We start from the raw sequence: 16,641 nt of genomic DNA on the forward strand, positions 1-16,641 counted from the left end.
TCGACAACGCTTAGCTAAAATGGTGCCAATCCCAGGATTCCGGGATTCCGAACTTGCAGCGATTTAAATTCGATCTCCGCATTCGTCCTCTGCTCTTCTGCGTTCTCGGCTCTATACGAGCTTCTGGCATTCATACGTCCGGTACGAATATCCCTCATCGTTCTGGCGAGCCGGAAAATCGGCCTTGTGATCGAACGGGACAACAGGAAAGAGACGGCCGGCGCCAGCAACAAACACAGTGCACCGATTCGAATGATGACTTGGTTTATTTCTTTGCGTTCCTCCGTCGTGAATAAAGCTAGCTTCTTCCCCGTTCAAATCAAGACCCGATATGGCAGTCGCCTCGTAATAGTCCCGAAACAGGCTAGCTTTGTTATGCGAGGAAATGATTTGCCCGTTGCGATCTGGAATAAAAAATCTGCCCCCCTTATAATTCATTTCTTTGTCGTATATGGATGCGATTACGGCTTCTTCTATATACAAGACGACCATTCCAATCGTCTTTCCGGTATCTTTGTGAATGACGGTTTTGGTTACGGCAAATACATCTGCGAAATCCATGCCACCGATATACCTTCTCCGATAACCATATTAAAATCCGTTTCACCTAGTTAGGCTTAAAATAACACCTCTATGGTTTGTCCCGCGTAAGTGACATCTTTTACTTTTGGGGCCTCCGGACTTACGGTGCCATTCGACTCGAACAGTAAAACGATTAACTCACGCTGGGTTCTCAATCCGGGATAAGACCCCTCTCTCTCCTCGATCGTGAAGATTCTACGCCCTTCGTCCCAATGCATCCTCGATACTGCGAATCTCCCCTCCTCATAACCATAGTTGTCGCCTTCGTCTTCATAATAATCAAAGGACCCGTCTTGACCCGCGTATATTCGAATATATAGGCGATCGCTTGAACGATCATCGGCGAATTGAACATCGTCCCCTAACGGAATGATCGAACCTGAACGAACGTATACGGGAATGTGTTCCAGGCGTGCCTCTGCTTCAATCTTCTGCCCGCCTTCGTATACCCGATGACTCCAGAAGTCAAACCAAGATGAACCCTCCGGTAAATAAACCGTTCTTGTTTTTTCGACGTCCTCGAGAGGTTCGGAACCAACATCGTAATACATAGGCACGGTTACCGGATTGACAAGCAAGGCCGGGCCGAACATGTACTGATCCTTAATATCGTAGGTGTTTGCATCGTGACGGAAATCAAAGGGCAAGGCTCGCATTAGGGTATAATCGTCGCGATAGACGCGAAACGCCAAGGAATAAATATAAGGCAGCAACCTATATCTTAATCGAAGGTAGAACGTAAGCGTTTCATAGAATGGTTCATTCGGTTCGCCGAATTGCCAAATTTCGCGAGGCGTATCCGTTCCATGAGATCGGAACATCGGCAGAAAAGCTCCGTATTGAAACCACCGTACGTATAATTCCCGGTACCCCATGTCCTGAACGCCGTCATTGTAATCTCCGTTCCAGAACCAAAGATCGGGCTTATTCTGAACAAAGAATCCGCCTATGTCGAGAGTCCAGTAGGGGGAGCCGGTTGCGCAGAAATTAAGTCCGTCGGGAATTTGCTTTCGCAGCGTTTCCCAATTCGCGGATATGTCGCCAGACCAGGTAATTGTCCCGTATCTATGCTGCCCCGCATAGGCTGAACGAGTTAAATTGACCACGCGTTTGCTCTCGGTCGCGCGGCGTTGTCCTTCAAAGATGCCACGAGAATGGAGTAATGAATAGGCGTTGATCAACTCGGGATCCAAATAGAGTTTCGCTTCCTCCGTATTGATGCGCATCCGCTCCTCCGGATCGGGCTTAACCGCTCCCTTCCAATCCGCTTCGAACGGCTCCGTGCAATCGCACCACCATGCGTCGATGCCGTGCGAGAACAATCCTTCGTTGGCTTGTTTCCAGTACAAATCGCGAGCTTTTTCCTGGAATGCATCGTAGTTGGCATGATTCCCGAGCAAACCGTTTTGTTCGGCCATCTCCCTATGATTATCGCTGTTAGGGTTCATAATCGGCCAGATAGAAACCATGAGGCGTGTATCCAGGCCGTGAAGATCCTCCATCATTTGCTTCGGATTCGGAAAACGTTCCGGGTCAAGCGTCTTCTGTCCCCAAAGCTCGCCGGTCCAAGATTTCCAATCCAAGACGATACAGTCGATAGGCAAACGGCGGGAACGATATTCGCGGACGGTCTCGATCAACTCGCGTTGCGACGCGTAGCGCTCCTTGGATTGAACATATCCGTATGCCCATTTCGGAAGCATAGGAGCCTTCCCCGTTAAATACCGTATTCCTTGAACAACTTCATCCAGCTCCGGGCCGTATATGAAGTAGAAGTCCATCTCGTTATCTACATCGGTCGACAAATAGGAACCGAAAGCATCGTCATGGAAGGTCATTAAGGAGTAGCTATCCACTAAGACTCCGTAGCCCTGCGTCGACACGATAACCGGAACTACCGCCTTCATATTTTGCTGATAAAGAAATTGGTGCTGCCCCCGCAAGTTGAACATGCCCTCTTCATGCGATCCGAGCCCGTACAAGGCTTCCCCGTCCGACCATTCGAACTCAAGCTTCGTACGGTAAGCTTTCCTATCTACGACCTTCTTTATATTGTCCGCTCTGACTCGTAACCCATCTGCCCCTTGCCCGGTTTCCAGCACGGCGTTCTCGTCAAATACGGTTTTCACAACATCGACAGGGTCCAGCGTTTTCCCGCCTCTGGATGGCTCTTTCGTCAACAAAACGCCATTGGAATCGTAGTAGGTAAATGCGGCTGTTTTTTTATCGACTAGAACGACGACGCTCGTCGTGCAAAACTTCAAATGATCGCTTTCGTCCTTAACGGAGAAGTGAACGTCCTTACCCGGATTTCGAACAATCATCAGGCTTTCCTCAGTGCCGAAAGCCGGCTCCTTGGTGAACCGAATACGGACGATGCTATTCGATTCCGGCGTAAGCTTCATTGTCCCTTCGGTCGTTTCAATGAATAGTCCGTCCGGCAACGTCGCGTGGTTTATGATTGGCATCTTATCCCCCTCTTCCCCTAACCTTTAACCGATCCGCTTGTCATACCCGATATAATAAAGCGCTGCCCTAGCAGATAAATAATGATGACAGGCAAAATCGTCAATATAATATCCGCGCTAACCAAATTCCAAGACTGTTGGAATTGTCCGAAGAAGTTGTAGACGGCTAAGGTCATCGGCCACTTATTGGCGCTGTTCAAATAGTAGAGCGGCAAGAGAAACTCATTCCATGTATTTAAAAATGAGAGGATGAACACCGTAACCGCCGCTGGCTGCAACATAGGGAAAATAACGGAGAAGAACAGTCTTTTCGGCCCGCACCCATCAATTACCCCTGCCTCGTCAAGTTCCTTCGGCACGCCTCCGATGAAGCCGTATAAAATAAATACGCTGAATGGAATTTGCGTGACCATGTATAGGACGATAATCCCGGCTTTGGTATTAATCAATTCCGTCCACTTCATGACGTCGATCAACGTAAAGTAATTCACTGGCAGCGCAATGCCCATGATCATAAAAAAGTAGATAAAACGATTAAACCTCGTCTTGTTTCGGGATAGCACATAAGCAGCCATCGCGGAAAAGAGGATGCAAAACAACGAGGACAGGCTGGAATACGTTATGCTGTTTAGAAAAGAGTGAACTAGCTTTCCTTTTTCGATTACCGTTGAGAAATTCCCGAACCGCAGTTCGCTTGGAAGATTAAAATTCATGGAGCTGGCTTCCGGCGCCGACTTAAAGGCGTTAATGACAATAAGCAAGATAGGGACGATAGCAATGATGCTTATGATCCATATCGCGATATTCTGAATCGGATTTTTCATGAATTTGTTTGCCATATCAGTGTTGTTCCTCTCTTGACATCAGCTTTACGGCAAAATAACCTAGCAAGGTCATAATGATAAACAGAATGGTAATTAATGCTGTTCCTACCCCATAGCTCCCAAGAGAAAACTGACTGAACACCTGCGTATAGACAACGTCCGTCGCGTATCCCGGCCCTCCGTTGGTAAGGACGTATACCGTATCGAAAATTTTAAGACCATATAATAGGTTTAATACGGTGGTTACCATGAGCGCCGGCATAAGCAGCGGAACGGTAATAAATCTAAACTTCTTGAAAGCGCCGGCCCCGTCGATATCCGCAGCCTCATAATAGGTATGCGAGATCGCTTGAAGACCCGCGAGCAAAATGACCATAATATAACCTACGCCTTTCCAAACATCGACCGCGATGATCGATTTAAACGCCCAATCTATATCCGTCAGCCAATGCTGCGTCCATTGACTTAATCCGATTGCCCTCAGCGCTTCGTTGATTAAGCCCGTTTCCGGATGGAAAATCGACTTAAAGATAATACCTACGACAAGCATTGGTATGATGGCGGGCATGAAGATGATAACGCGATGAAAACTTTGAAGCTTGATTCCCTTATTTACTAAAACAGCCAAGAGCAGACCGATAACCGTTTTTAATATAATGGTGGAAATCGTAAAAATAACCGTGTTTTTAATGCCGTGCAAATAGTTTTCATCGGATGAGAAAATCGTCTTGAAGTTATCGAAGCCGATAAAGTGAATGGCTTTGGCATAGCTGTTCCAATCCGTGAAGGACAAATAAATGCCCATTAAGCTAGGAACGACCGTGAAAATAATATAGAACGCTAATGCAATGGCTATAAAATAAAACGGATAAGTTCGTCTAGTCATCTTTTCATTCCCCGTTCTTTTCCGACCTTTGGATAAAGCAAGGCTCGATGACAACCGAAGTCATTATCGAGCCTCGCCTTCCTATGCTATATTCCTTACTTCCAGTTTGGATCCGCTGCGGTTTTCGCTTGTTGCTCGCGTCTCTTGTCGATGTTCTTCAAGATGTCTTTCGGCGTCATTTGTTTGCCAAACATGGCTGACATATCTTTGCCGATGTCCATCCACTGCGGATTCAGGTAGTTGATAGCCGTTTGATAAACAGTACCCGTCTTTTTGCCGTAGGTATCAAAGAACGCGGCTTGTTCCTCGTTGTATTTTGCTTTTACACCCGGGAAATTAAGCGCCGTGAATTTCGGTTCATTATCCAGAAAGAATTGAAGATTCTCGGTTTGCGTCAAATATGCAAAGTATTGCTTCGCTTCGTCGATGTGCTTGGAAGTGCTGGAAATAAATTTGCTCGGAGCGGCAGGGTTAACGTTAAGATCCTGGTTGTCGTTCAGCGGAATCGGGAAGAATCCGTAATCGGCAGCGCTGCTTCCCGGAACTGCCGTTTCGATTTGAGCCGGAAGGCCGATACTGTACACCGTCATGGCGTATTTGCCGCCAGCCATGTTCTTTTCGGTATCGGCATACGTGTTAGAGAATGCATTGTCTCCCAAATATCCTTTTTGCATCAATTCATTGAATTGGGAGAGCGATTGCTCAAGAACGGCGGAATCTTCGAACTTCGCTTCGTTTTTAATCAATTTATCGGAAAGACCGGGATCCTGTTCTTCGTACCTTACACCTAACTCGGGGAACCATAAGACATGGTGCCACCCGTCGGAGATCGGCTCATAGATCGGCGTTACACCAGAGGCTTTAATAGCTTCGCAAGCTTTGAGGAATTCCTCGTAACTCTTCGGAATGCTCAAGCCGAGGCCTTCGAAAATTTTCTTGTTGTATACGATAACCCAGCTGGCGCTTGGATCCCAAACCGTTAACGCATAAACCTTGGAATTCAATGTGGCTTGTTCTACGAATAGCGGATCTTCTCTTTTCACCCATTCTTCGTTCGATAGATCGACCGCGTTATTCTCTACATCGTACAGAGGGCCTAGGTCGAACTTGCCGCTTTGGCCGCCGAAGATGTCAGGCGCCTCGCCCGCCGCCAGCTTTGCTTTGAGTACATTGAAATATTGATCCGAGGGTACGATTTGGTAGTCGATATGGATGCCCGTTTGCTCTTCGAATTTCTCGGCCAGCTTCATTTCCGAATCCTTAATCCAGTCTTGACTTGCAAGATAAGATAAAGTTATGTTCTTCTTTACGGGAGCTTCGCTTGCCGGTGCGCTCGCCTGAGTGGGGGCCGCTGACGCGGTATCTTGCGGAGAATTATTGTTACCGGAATTGCCGCAAGCACTTAACACTCCACACACAAGTCCGAGTACCGTAATGACACTCAACATTTTCTTCATTCCCATTTCCCCTTTTCCTATTTTTGAAAACGTATTCATGTTGCAATTTCATTATATTTAAGCGCTCTCATTCACTCCATGGAGATGCTTGTGTGTTTATTTGTACATTTTTTCCGAAGGTTGACAATCTCTTCATAGAGGATGCAGAATGGGAAAAACAACCCAACTTGATAGGATGGGAGACCAATTCATTTGATAAGGATACCGCGATCCATCCGTTCGATCTTGTTCCTTACCTATTCATCCATTATCGTGGTCGGAATCGCATTTTTGTTCGTGCTCTTCTACTTGTGGGCTTCCAATCTATTGAAAACCAAAGCTTTCGATTCCATATCCGAATTATCCACCTCTCTTCAAAGACAGTTGGATTTAGAAGTTCAGAAGTTAGATTCCGTCTCCGTCAGCATTCTGTACTCCAACCTCATTACCGATCAAATTTCGGCGTACGAAGCCGCGAATACCGACAATTCGGCCCCGCAGACTTCCGAACAGAGCGTTAGCCGTCTTAATAAACCCACGGCTCTATACGATATATTGGTTGCCCTTGTCGGTCCCTCTTATCCGGTTCAACAAGTGTATCTGCACTTATTTTCCGGTACCCAGATCGGGGTAGGCTTCGACAACAGCCAAAAGAAAATCGACATTGCCAGCCAACCTTGGTATACCGCCGTTAATAACAATAAGAAGTCGAAAGTATTGCTACTCTCTACATCGGACAACGGCTCCTTGAGCTTGAAAAATAACGTGTCGCTCTCTCTATTCCGCTATTTCTCCGATAAATATAATGCTCCCAAAGGCATCGCAGAGGTCAAGCAGAGCTACAACAAAGTGTTCAGCAGCTTCATTCAGCTAACCAAAGATAACCCTTCGCTTAGTAAAGTCTTAATCTATTCCAATGCCGGCGAGGTTATATACCCCTACGATTCTACCGAGCAAGATCGTCACATCGTGAGCAACATCCTGAATAACCCGTCCAATAACTTTTCATCCGACCAACGCACCTACATCGCCGATCCGCAAACCAAAGACAAGGTGCTGCTCACGATCAGGCACTCCGACTTGACCAACTGGAATATCGCGGTCATGGTTTCGAACCAAACGCTGCTTTCCCCGCTCAATAAATTCACGCGTTTAGCTATTTTCGTGACGCTTATTATTTTAGCGTTTCTCATTATTTTATCGTTTTTCGCATCCAGAAGAATAACTAGCCCGCTCAACTCGCTGAATAGAACGATTAAATCGATGAGTCTGGAATCGCTTGTTTCCGGTCCGGCCGTCGGGTTGAACAGCGGCTTGAACGAATGGGACAGATTGAATGCTTCGTTCGTGAAAATGAATGCCCGGCTTAAAGATTCTTTCGATCAATTGCTGCTTTCTCAGTCCCAAGAGCTTCAAGCCAAGATGACGGCGCTTCAATCTCAGATGAATCCGCATTTTTTGTATAATTCGTTAGCGACGATAAGCGCCATGGCGTATGAGCGGATGAATGAACAGATTATCGTAATGTGCGACAGTTTATCCGACATGATGAGGTATATTGCTGCCGACGAGACGGCGTTAGTCGATATCCAGACAGAAATCAGCTATACCGAAATGTATTTAACTTGCATGAAGCTCCGTTATGGAGATATGCTTTCATGCAAGATCGATTTAGATCCCTCGATTCAACAAATCCAAATCCCTAAGATTATGATCCAACCTTTGGTCGAAAATGCCTTGAAATACGGAACAAAAGCAAGCCCTCCTTGGGAGATCTCCGTTTGCGGTAAAATCGTGGATCAACGCTGGATCATCGAGGTCAGAGATAACGGTACGGGATTCGATCATCAAGAACAAGCTCGTTTTTATGAACAGGTTAAAGAGATTGAACACAACAACGTGCTTCCGGCTTTAAAGCTGCACGGAATGGGATTGCTCAACATTTTCATAAGATTGAAATTGCATTACGGCGGCAAAATGTTTTTCGATATACGCAACTTACCGGATCGCGGTGCCATCGTTACGATCGGCGGCCCCCTATATCTCAAAGAAAAAGGCAGGCGAGTCCATGAATCCGATTAAGGTTATCGTAGCCGAGGACGAGCCGTTGCTGCTCAGAACGCTCGTCAATCAAATCGAGCGAACCGATGCTTTGTTCCATGTTATAGAAGCCGCGAATGACGGTGAAAGCGTCCTTCGGTTCATGGAAAACACGCAAGTGCCCGACATTATCATTACGGATATCCATATGCCGGTTTTGGACGGCATCGGCTTGATTAAAGCCGTTGAAAGAGATTATCCCGCGGTTAAGAAAGTCATCATCAGCGGTTATAGCGAGTTCGAATACGCACAGCAAGCGTTGAAAGCGAACGTCATCGATTACTTGCTCAAGCCGGTCAAAAAAGTAGACTTGGAGGAGCTGCTTTCGAAGTTAAAGATGTTGATCGAAAGCGACAGGTCGGATTTAAAATCACCTAGTCTCCTGGAAAACCGGCAATATTCCGCCGAAGAAGTCGTCAAGACCGTGGCGGAGTTTATCAAAAACAACTACTCCCGCGAGCTCAGCCTCGAAGATATAGCCAAGCAATTTAACATTAACGCGCCGCATTTGAGTAAAATTTTCTTGAAATACACCGGCGAGTCTCCTTCCAGATATATAATGACGCTCCGAATGAACGAGGCGAAGCATTTGCTTTCTCTGAAAAAAGAGTTGTCCGTAAAAGAAATAGGCGAAACCGTAGGATATCCTGATCCCTTCTACTTCAGCCGGATTTTCAAACAATTTACCGGCATGACGCCGACGGAATATAAGAATCGATTGATATAACCCCTAAGAGTCCATAGAAGAAGAACAGGGTCATATCTCCACATTGACGGAGAAATGACCCTGATTTTCGTTTCACGGATTAACCGCCGATAACGCCTTTTTTCAAAACCAAATTCGCATACAACGCTTTCTCGCCTGTCGCAACGATGGCATAAGCTTGTTTGGCGCGTTCATAAAATGCAAAGCGCTCAACCTGCTCGAACGGTTCGCTCGCTTGGAAGTTTGCTTGAACGATGGCTTTGTACGCGTCCCATATCGGTGTCTCCACAGGGTCGCCCGGAACAACTTGCATAAGGGCTGCCGGTTTATCGACATAGGGATCCAACGGGAACAACTGAAGAATAGCTTCAAGCAACTCAGGTATGTTGTGGCCGTCGCACCTTACAAGCCTTTGGGCATGACTTGCGGCTGGAAAGTTGGCATCGGCCAGCACGATTTCGTCGCTGTGACCCATCTCCATTAAGATCTTTAATAGCTCCGGCGAAAGGATCGGCGGGATGCCCTTTAGCATGGGATGATCAGCTCCTCGAGATTTATAATCTACTGCGCGACACCCTATGCCAGCTCAATTTGAAACACAACCGGCACAGAGCTTTTTATGGTTGCCGTCCGAATCGATAAAGCTTCGGCATTTCGATCCCATGACGGCTGTTCATCGAATCCGAGCGCGCGGATCTCCCGGATGAGTCCATGATAGTGGGGAGAATTCTCTTTCAACGAGCGAATTCGCACGATGCCATCTTCCGGGAATGAAAGAACCGTGGCATACAGATAACGCCCTTTTACCGTGAAGCGGATGTCCTCGCTTGTGAAGACGGTGGCCTCACCGTCCGTAAATTGGCCTTCTTTGATTGCAGTCGGGCCTTCGCCGAAAGTTTTCCAATACGTCGTGTCGTAAATCGCTTCCCCGTTGACCCGCATCCATTCGCCGACGGCAAGAAGAATATCCCGGTCCTCGTCGGGGATCGTTCCGTCCGCTTTGGGACCGACGTTAAGCAGCAGGCTACCGTTTTTGCTCACGATATCGACCAGACTCTGAATGATCTCGACCGACGATTTGTAGTCATTATCGGGAGTATAGCACCAGGAATTCCTCGCAACGGCTGTATCGGTTTGCCAGAAGTACGGCTTCAGCTCCGCGAATTGGCCTCTTTCGATATCGAGTACGGCGGTGCCGAACATGTAAGCGTCGTGCTTGTAATTGATGGCGACGGGGAAGCCCCATTCTTCGCCCTTATTATAATAATAAGCCGCGAATTTCTTCAGATAAGGTTTGAATGCAGTCGTCTGGATCCACCAGTCAAAGTAAAACACTTTGGGGCGATAACGATCCACGAGCTCGCAGCATCGGAGCAGCCAGTCCTCCAGAAACTCCCGATTCGGAGGGGAACCTGCCAGATCATGATGATGGGGCTCCGGCATCGACGGCCAGTAGAAGTCGCCGCATGCGAGCGGTTCATGGATATCGGAATCGAATTCCTTGCCATGGGACATAAAGAACCAGTGCTCCGCGCGGTGGGAAGAGACGCATAGCTCCAAACCTTTGTGCTCGAACGCGGTTTTCATTTCGGCGAGAAGATCTCGGCCCGGACCCATTTCATAAGCGTTAAACCGAGAAAGTTCGCTTTTGTACATTTGATAACCGTCATGGTGTTCGGCAACAGGCATTACGTATTTGGCCCCGCTGCGGCTGAACAACTCGGCCCACTCCTCCGCATCGAAACGCTCCGCCTTGAACATCGGAATAAAATCCTTGTAACCGAACTTTTTGTGTTCTCCGTAGGTACGAATATGATGCTCGTATTCCTTTGAATCCTTCATGTACATATTGCGCGAGTACCATTCGTTTACGAAGGCGGGTATGGAGTAAAGGCCCCAGTGAATAAAAATGCCGAATTTGGCGTTCCTATACCAGTCGGGAACCCGGAATGACGCGAGGGAGTCCCAATCGTCCTTGAATCGGCCTCTTGCAATCGTTTCTTCAATCGCCTGCAAACCTTTTTTCTTATCCATTGTGCGTTTGTCCGCCCTTCCGGTTATTTGTCTCGCGCAAACGGTACGCAGCTCCTCTTGCGGACTCGGTTAACGACTGCTAGTTTCTCTGTCGCCGTTGCCTAGCCTTAGACGGTTAAACACCGTTCGGCAAGCCCTGCTTATAACTCTACGATCGCTTTAATAACCTTGGATTCAGGCTTCAACCAATCTTCGAAAACATCGATCATGCCGTCAAAGGAACATCGGTGCGTAATATATTGGTTAATGTCGAACCTATACTCTCCAATAACATCCAACACGTGATAGAAATCGGAAATCGTTGCATTACGGCTTCCCATCAGCGTCAGCTCCCGCTTGTGGAATTCCGGATCGGAGAAGGCGATATCGCCTTTAAAGAGTCCGACGTATATCAACTTCCCTCCATGGGCAACGAAATCAAATGCTTTCATCATAGAGGCGGGGTTTCCCGTAGCGTCGAACACCGCGACCGGGAAATCCCCGTTCGTCATGGCTGAAAGTCGTTCCCTCGCATCGGAATCCAACGCGTTAAGGGTTTGGTCCACCTTAGCCCACGACCTGCAAAACGCAAGCCGCTCTTCGTTAATGTCCATCGCGATGACTCTCGCTCCCGCGTATTTGGCGAATGCCATAACCCCGAGTCCGATCGGACCGGAACCGATAACGAGAACCGTATCCGTTGCCGAGATTTCCGCTCTGCGTACGGCATGCGCGCCGATGGCCAACGGTTCGACCATCGCTGCCTCGTCAAGCGTTAGTCCGTTTGTTTTGATTAAATGCGAGAGCGGAACGGAAATGCGCTCGCGCATCCCCCCATCGATGTGAACGCCTAGCACCTTCATGTCCGTACAGCAGTTTGTTTTTCCTCTCCTGCATGCCACGCAATCACCGCAATGCATATAAGGAATGACCGAAACCTGATCACCGACAGCGAAGCCTTCTTCGTTAGCGGCAATGCTTTCGATTACGCCGGAAAGCTCATGACCTAAAATCCGCGGATATTGAAAGAAAGGTTGATTCCCTTTATAGGCATGATAATCCGTGCCGCAAATTCCGATTCTGCGAATACCCACGATGGCGTGTCCTGTCGTAAGCACCGGCTCCGGCAGCATTTCCGACATTAGAAAAGATTCGATTTCCTCGCAAATGATCCCTTTCATACGATGACCTCTTTCCTCTTAAACCTGAATATTTTCGTTATATCGCTGCAGTCCGCTTACCCACGTAGTGTTGTGAACGGGTTTTAAGATATCGGAAACCTCGCTCAGCAGTTCAAGATCCATAGGCACCTCCGTCCACTTCGCGTTTCTAACGATATTATCGGGGTTCGCCGTACTGACGAGGGTTGTCGGGACCCGCTCATTGCCTGTTGAAAATTGGATCGCCAGCTTGGCGATGTCTTCCCCGCGGCTTTCCAAGTATCGCGCAGCCTTCAGACAAGTCTCCTTCAGCTCCGGGCTTGCGAGATGCCAGTCCGGCGTTCCTCGCGTGCTCAGAAGCCCCATCGACAGAGGCGAAGCATTAACGAGTCCGACGCCTCTTGCGTCCAATAACGGCAATAGTTGAAGCAAAGAAGTATCGTTCAAGGAGTAATGGCAATAGGAAATGATCGCGTCGACCTCGACTTGAGGCAGCAATTGTTCGAATAACGCCAAAGGTAATCCGCAAATGCCGGAATTTCGTATTTTCCCTTGCTTCTTTAAACGGTTCAGTGCCGGAATAGCTTCTTCCAAGATGATCTCGGGCGGAACGAATTCGATATCATGGAGGAACAGAATATCTACGTAATCCGTATTCAGCCTCCTCAGGCTTTCTTCCAAACTGGATTCTATTCTCGAGCTCGAGAAATCGAACGTATCGACCCCGTATCGACCGGCTTTCGTGGATAGATAGAATCGGTCTCGCGACATTTGGCTTATCGCTTTCCCTAAAACGGTTTCTGCCTTGGTCGCGCCGTAATAAGGCGAAACATCGATATAATTGATACCTGCGTCGATCGCAGCGTGCACCGTACGAATGGCTTCCGCATCATCCGTCTCGCGGAATACGGAACCAAGGGAAGAAGCGCCGAAACTAAGAGCGGAAACTTCCAATCCTGTTTTGCCTAATGGGCGATACTTCATATCATCACTCCTATAGTTTATAAAACGCCTTGGCGTTTCCTCCGAACAGCAGGGCTTTCTCCTTGGCTCCCCATTCTTGCGGAATAGCGCCCTGAACAATCTCCATAACGCGATCATAGCTCGCCGCGAGCAAACATACCGGCCAGTCCGAGCCGAACATGACCCGATCGGGGCCGAATACGCTAAGGGTATGTTCAATGTATTGTCGGAATTGTTCCTCCTCCCAGGCCTGGTGATCGGCTTCCGTAACCATACCGGATATTTTGCAATAGATATTCGGATGCTTGGCCGCGCGCGCGATCTGCGTAGCCCACGGTTCGAACGCTTGCTCTGCGATACGCGGCTTGCCGATATGGTCGATAACCCCTCTCAAGCCGGGAACGGCATCCAGCAACGCGTTTAGGGCGTCCAGTTGGTTTGATTTCACGAGCAAATCGACGGGCACGTCGTCCCTCGCATACTCTCGCAGCGCTTGCACGAATGACGGCTCGAGCACGCGATTCGCATCGGTCATCTCTTGGATCATGATCCGAAAACCTACGAATTTGGGTTGTCTGCGCAATCGTTCGAAATGTTCTCGATGCGAGGGATCGAACAAATCCAACCACCCGACGACACCCAATACGGATTCAGAGCCATCGGCAAGGGTCAACAAATATTCCGTTTCGTCTATCGTAGGGGCAGCTTGCACCACAATCGTTCCATTCCATTCATGCTTCTGCAGAATAGGTTCTAGATCCCCCGGCAAATAATCCCGGTACAGCACCGGCAACTCAGGCGTAATCCAACCGTAATCCGTGCGAGACATCGTCCAATAATGCTGATGGGCATCGATTCGCATGGGAGTTCTCTCCTTCATAAGCTTGTTATTCTTTCATTGTACACGTTTGCATGAATAGTAAAATAACATCAGATTGCAATTTTATACCCGATTTTGATATACAATAGAATCTAAAGACAGACCATGGAGGCGTGTCGCATGCACCCGATGCGTAAAACCTTTTATCTAGATCCGATATTTCCGTTCGATCTTGTCTATCATGGCACTCGTTATTCGATGAACGAGCTGCCTGACCATTTGCATGATTTGTACGAGATCGTATACATTCACTCGGGCAAAGGAACCTTCTTCATCGATCACGCCCTGTATGAAAAAAGCGGCGGAGACTTGTTTCTCATACCGGGTAACACCATACATCGAGCATTTCCGTCCGCCGAGGAGCCCATCGTGTCTACCGCGGTGTTCTTCGCTCCCACCCTCGTACAAGATGAATCGCTGGGCGAAGGGTACGATCCGCTAAGATGCTTCGACATCGCCCGCAAGCGAAAACAATATAAACTGGAGCTGTCCGAACCGTTACGGCAGTTGATCGAACATTCGATAAACGCAATGGCGGAGGAACTGAAAGCGAAAACATCCGGATACCGCCACTCGATCAGACTCGATCTGCAAAAGCTTCTGCTCGGGCTGAACCGTCACAATCTTACAAAGGAGAGCTCTTCGGCGGACAATCGTATCGGTCCTCAGTGGATCAAGGACGCGCTGCGCCGCATTGACCGTAATCCCGTTCAATGCGGCGGCCTAGCCGAGCTGTCCGAGAAAGCTTGCGTCAGCCCCGCCCATTTCTCGCGGGCGTTTAAACAGCTCACCGGCATGAACGTGACCGATTATGTTAATGCCAAGCGGCTGGTTCACGCTAAAGAATTGCTTTTGGAGACCGACAAGAATATAGAAACGATCGCGCTGACCTGCGGCTTTCAAGGGCTGCCCCACTTTTATAAAACCTTCAAAAAACTAACGGGCATGACGCCGAGATCTTACCGAACCCAAAACCGTAATGGTAGCTAACTTCAAGGTGACCGTCATTATAAACAATTCCCTTTATTAACTCGTGCAGTACAATCCTTAAACGTGCCTCCTCAATATTTAATTCTCGAAACTCCTCAAGAAGATGGCGTAACGTTGATGCTTGGTTAACGGACTTAGTTAGATTCTCAATTTGCCGAGATAAGTTTTCGCTCTCCTCATTCGCCACATGAATTTGCCGCTTTTTCGCAAGCATTTCTTGAGTGTAAACCTCTTCAGTAAAGAGCTCCCTTTGCTGAAAAAGCGCCATCTGGTCCTTAGTTAGCTTTTGGATTTTGCTTTTAGCGGATTTCAACTCTTCCTCAAGTCGACCCAGCTCTTTTTCTATCGCAACCCTGATCGTAAAAATTTCCGAAGGAATGTTCTGCAGCTTTGTTCGAATTAAAGTAAGGACAGCATCTTCGATCTCTCCTGCGTTCACATTGGCTTGATCACAGCAATTCCTTCCGTACTTATGGTACGTCTTGCAGATGTAATATCGGTACTCCTTGCCGTTATAAGATCGTTTTTGACAAACCATTCCTTCTTTACACTTACCGCAAAAAAGGATCCCGGTTAAAGGATGATACGCGCGATTTGGCATCCTCTTATGTCCTCTTGAAAGTAGAATTTGCTGTGCTTTATAGAAGATTGCACGATCAATAAGCGGCTCGTGAGCATTTTCAACAACGTTCCACTCTTCCTTAGCGGTTTTTATTTGGATTTTGCGCTTGGACATCCGTCCATCGTCCTCATATTCGCGCTGCAGCATGTTCCGCCGCTTACCGTGTACCACATTTCCTATATAGGCCGGGTTCCTTAATACTTGGTTAACGGTCTCGCGGCACCATAATGATCCGTTCTTGGATCGATAGCCCTGATTATTCAGACAGAGCGCAATCTTAAAAGTACCTAGCCCTTCATATACATAAAGATCAAAAATCGTCTTGGGGATATGCTTCCAAACCGGATCGACCTCGAGTTTTTTGGTAACTGCATTAACGACATAGCCGATTGGAGGTTCCCCGCCCCACTGGCCTCGCCTCGCTTTTTGCTTTCGGGCGCTGCTCACGCGTGCGGATATCTTCTTGCTTTCCTGCTCGGACAGCACCGACAAAATATCGAACGTGATGTTGTCCTTGTTCAAGGAATCGTAATTATCGTTAATCGCGACAACGCGTACCCCGTACTGTTCGAACATGCCGATAATCGCGGGGTTTTCTTGTTTGTCTCTGCCTACGCGGCTGACTTCTTTGAAAACAAGCAGTTTGAATTTATGTTCGCGTGCATCCTTAATCGCTTGCTTCATTTCTGCGCGATGAAACACGCTCGTGTAATATCCCGATACGGCCTCATCTCGGTAGATAAGCAGATTTTCTGCATCATAAAGCGAACCAAGTCGGCTTATATATTCTTGGCACTGACTGACCTGATTCTCGATCGAATCGCCTTGTTTGTCCGTGCTCACCCTTGCATACACCGCGCATTTTATTTTTTCGGAAGCAGACAAGTATCTCGCCTCCCATGATCTTCTTCATTTGATCGAACGAAGATTTCAATCTCGATTCCGTATGTTCGCCATGCGAATTCCTTTACCCTCTCCACCAACCACTCCTCGATCGGAGTATCGCCTTCC

General features: G+C 47.9%; 14 protein-coding genes. 3 read left to right on the top strand and 11 right to left on the bottom strand.

Going from position 1 to position 16,641, the window contains the following annotated elements:
* Positions 1-111: 111 nt before the first annotated feature.
* From COHPA_RS25805 to COHPA_RS0107110, 5 genes are all read right to left on the bottom strand, one after another.
* Positions 112-561, bottom strand: a complete 450-nt coding sequence (locus COHPA_RS25805) for a cache domain-containing protein (RefSeq protein ID WP_027085500.1) — start codon at positions 559-561, stop codon at positions 112-114.
* A 56-nt stretch (positions 562-617) separates the two neighbouring features.
* Complete coding sequence (locus COHPA_RS0107095) at positions 618-3,050, bottom strand: glycoside hydrolase family 31 protein (protein WP_027085501.1); 2,433 nt, start codon at positions 3,048-3,050, stop codon at positions 618-620.
* A gap of 17 nt (positions 3,051-3,067) precedes the next feature.
* A complete protein-coding gene (locus tag COHPA_RS0107100; protein ID WP_027085502.1) occupies positions 3,068-3,889 on the bottom strand; it encodes a carbohydrate ABC transporter permease in 822 nt (273 codons plus the stop codon).
* A 1-nt stretch (position 3,890) separates the two neighbouring features.
* Positions 3,891-4,760: a carbohydrate ABC transporter permease gene (locus COHPA_RS0107105; protein WP_027085503.1), complete on the bottom strand. Its 870-nt coding sequence runs from the start codon at positions 4,758-4,760 to the stop codon at positions 3,891-3,893.
* 95 nt (positions 4,761-4,855) lie between these two features.
* Entirely contained in the window at positions 4,856-6,217 is a 1,362-nt protein-coding gene (locus COHPA_RS0107110; protein WP_035120247.1) for an ABC transporter substrate-binding protein, read from the bottom strand.
* 192 nt (positions 6,218-6,409) lie between these two features.
* On the opposite strand from COHPA_RS0107110, the gene COHPA_RS0107115 reads away from it, so the two are divergent.
* Both COHPA_RS0107115 and COHPA_RS0107120 read left to right on the top strand, forming a co-directional pair.
* Positions 6,410-8,278, top strand: coding sequence for a sensor histidine kinase (locus COHPA_RS0107115; protein WP_027085505.1), 1,869 nt, complete (start codon positions 6,410-6,412; stop codon positions 8,276-8,278).
* The gene (locus tag COHPA_RS0107120; protein WP_027085506.1) at positions 8,265-9,023 is read left to right on the top strand and encodes a response regulator transcription factor; all 759 of its coding nucleotides are present in this window, start codon (positions 8,265-8,267) and stop codon (positions 9,021-9,023) included. The genes COHPA_RS0107115 and COHPA_RS0107120 overlap by 14 nt, the downstream gene beginning before the upstream one ends.
* 79 nt (positions 9,024-9,102) lie before the next feature.
* On the opposite strand, the gene fucU is transcribed toward COHPA_RS0107120, so the two are convergent.
* The 5 genes from fucU to COHPA_RS0107145 all read right to left on the bottom strand — a co-directional run bounded on the left by fucU (position 9,103) and on the right by COHPA_RS0107145 (position 14,000).
* Positions 9,103-9,534: an L-fucose mutarotase gene (fucU, locus tag COHPA_RS0107125; protein WP_027085507.1), complete on the bottom strand. Its 432-nt coding sequence runs from the start codon at positions 9,532-9,534 to the stop codon at positions 9,103-9,105.
* Positions 9,535-9,578: 44 nt separating this feature from the next.
* A complete protein-coding gene (locus COHPA_RS0107130) occupies positions 9,579-11,036 on the bottom strand; it encodes an alpha-L-fucosidase (protein ID WP_027085508.1) in 1,458 nt (485 codons plus the stop codon).
* 140 nt (positions 11,037-11,176) lie between these two features.
* A complete protein-coding gene (locus COHPA_RS0107135; protein WP_027085509.1) occupies positions 11,177-12,196 on the bottom strand; it encodes a zinc-binding alcohol dehydrogenase family protein in 1,020 nt (339 codons plus the stop codon).
* An 18-nt stretch (positions 12,197-12,214) separates the two neighbouring features.
* On the bottom strand, positions 12,215-13,159 hold the full coding sequence (locus COHPA_RS0107140) for an aldo/keto reductase (protein ID WP_027085510.1): 945 nt from the start codon (positions 13,157-13,159) through the stop codon (positions 12,215-12,217).
* Positions 13,160-13,169: 10 nt separating this feature from the next.
* Entirely contained in the window at positions 13,170-14,000 is an 831-nt protein-coding gene (locus tag COHPA_RS0107145; protein ID WP_027085511.1) for an amidohydrolase family protein, read from the bottom strand.
* A gap of 138 nt (positions 14,001-14,138) precedes the next feature.
* On the opposite strand from COHPA_RS0107145, the gene COHPA_RS0107150 reads away from it, so the two are divergent.
* Positions 14,139-15,008: an AraC family transcriptional regulator gene (locus COHPA_RS0107150; protein ID WP_027085512.1), complete on the top strand. Its 870-nt coding sequence runs from the start codon at positions 14,139-14,141 to the stop codon at positions 15,006-15,008.
* Here the strand turns inward: COHPA_RS0107150 and COHPA_RS0107155 are convergent.
* Positions 14,947-16,515 (bottom strand): recombinase family protein, encoded by a 1,569-nt coding sequence (locus tag COHPA_RS0107155; RefSeq protein ID WP_027085513.1) that lies wholly within the window; start codon positions 16,513-16,515, stop codon positions 14,947-14,949. The genes COHPA_RS0107150 and COHPA_RS0107155 overlap by 62 nt on opposite strands.
* Between the last annotated feature and the right edge of the window lie 126 nt (positions 16,516-16,641).

This window comes from Cohnella panacarvi Gsoil 349 (assembly GCF_000515335.1).
GTDB lineage: Bacteria > Bacillota > Bacilli > Paenibacillales > Paenibacillaceae > Cohnella > Cohnella panacarvi.